The organism is Streptomyces sp. AC627_RSS907 (assembly GCF_019049165.1).
This window is the reverse complement of the sequence record NZ_JAGMUE010001111.1, coordinates 1-742: the sequence shown is the minus strand read 5'-3', so window position 1 is coordinate 742 and position 742 is coordinate 1. Positions and strand designations below refer to the sequence as shown.

Below are 742 nucleotides of genomic sequence, written 5' to 3'. Positions count from 1 at the left end.
CGACAGGGCCAGGCAGCCGACCGCGCGGCCGGCCGTGATCGGCACAGCGGCGCACACGGTGCCCACCGCGTACTCCTGGAGGTCGAGCACGGGCACCGTCGCGGGCTGGCTGTCCAGGCGGCTGAAGAGCACCCGTTCGCTGGTGGTCGTGCGCGAGGTGAGCCGCACGATCTTGTGTCGCGACAGGTGCTCGCGGCGCTCGTTGTAGTCGAGCTGGGTGAGCAGGCACTTGCCGACCGCGCTCGCGTGGGCGGCGACTCTGAAGTCGACCCACTCGTTGACTCTCGGCGCGTTCGGGCCGTCCGCGTACTGGGTGATCTTCACCTCGCCGTCGATGTACCGGCTGATGTAGACCGCCGCGCCGACCGTGTCGCGCAGCACGGTGAGCGTGCGCTGGAGCTTGGCGTGCAGGGCCTGCTGGCGGTTGGCGCCGCTGCCGCCGAGGACGAGCAGCGCCTCCCCGCTGACGTAGGCCCCGTCGCTCGTCTGTTCCACGTACCCCTCGCGGCGCAGCATGGCCAGGAGTTCGGCGAGCTGGGCGCTGGAGGCGTCGATGCGACGGGCGATCTCGACGTCGGTGACGCCACCTGTGTGCTTGGAGACCATCTCCAGCACTCGGAGGGCATGCCGTACCGAGTGCTGTGGGGCGGTCGGCTCGGGCTTCGGCGCCACGGTTTCCCCCTACCAGGTTGTGACCACTTGCGGTGTCGCTGTCGCTGCAGGTCCCGGCCGATGGGTGGAG

The 742-nt window shown here is 70.4% G+C and carries 1 protein-coding gene; it reads right to left on the bottom strand.

Features of this window, described 5'->3' with window-relative positions; translation table 11 throughout:
* Nucleotides 1-672 (bottom strand): IclR family transcriptional regulator (locus tag KUM32_RS40555; RefSeq protein WP_217146691.1); only part of this gene is annotated, 672 nt, incomplete at its 3' end.
* Nucleotides 673-742 lie beyond the last annotated feature (70 nt).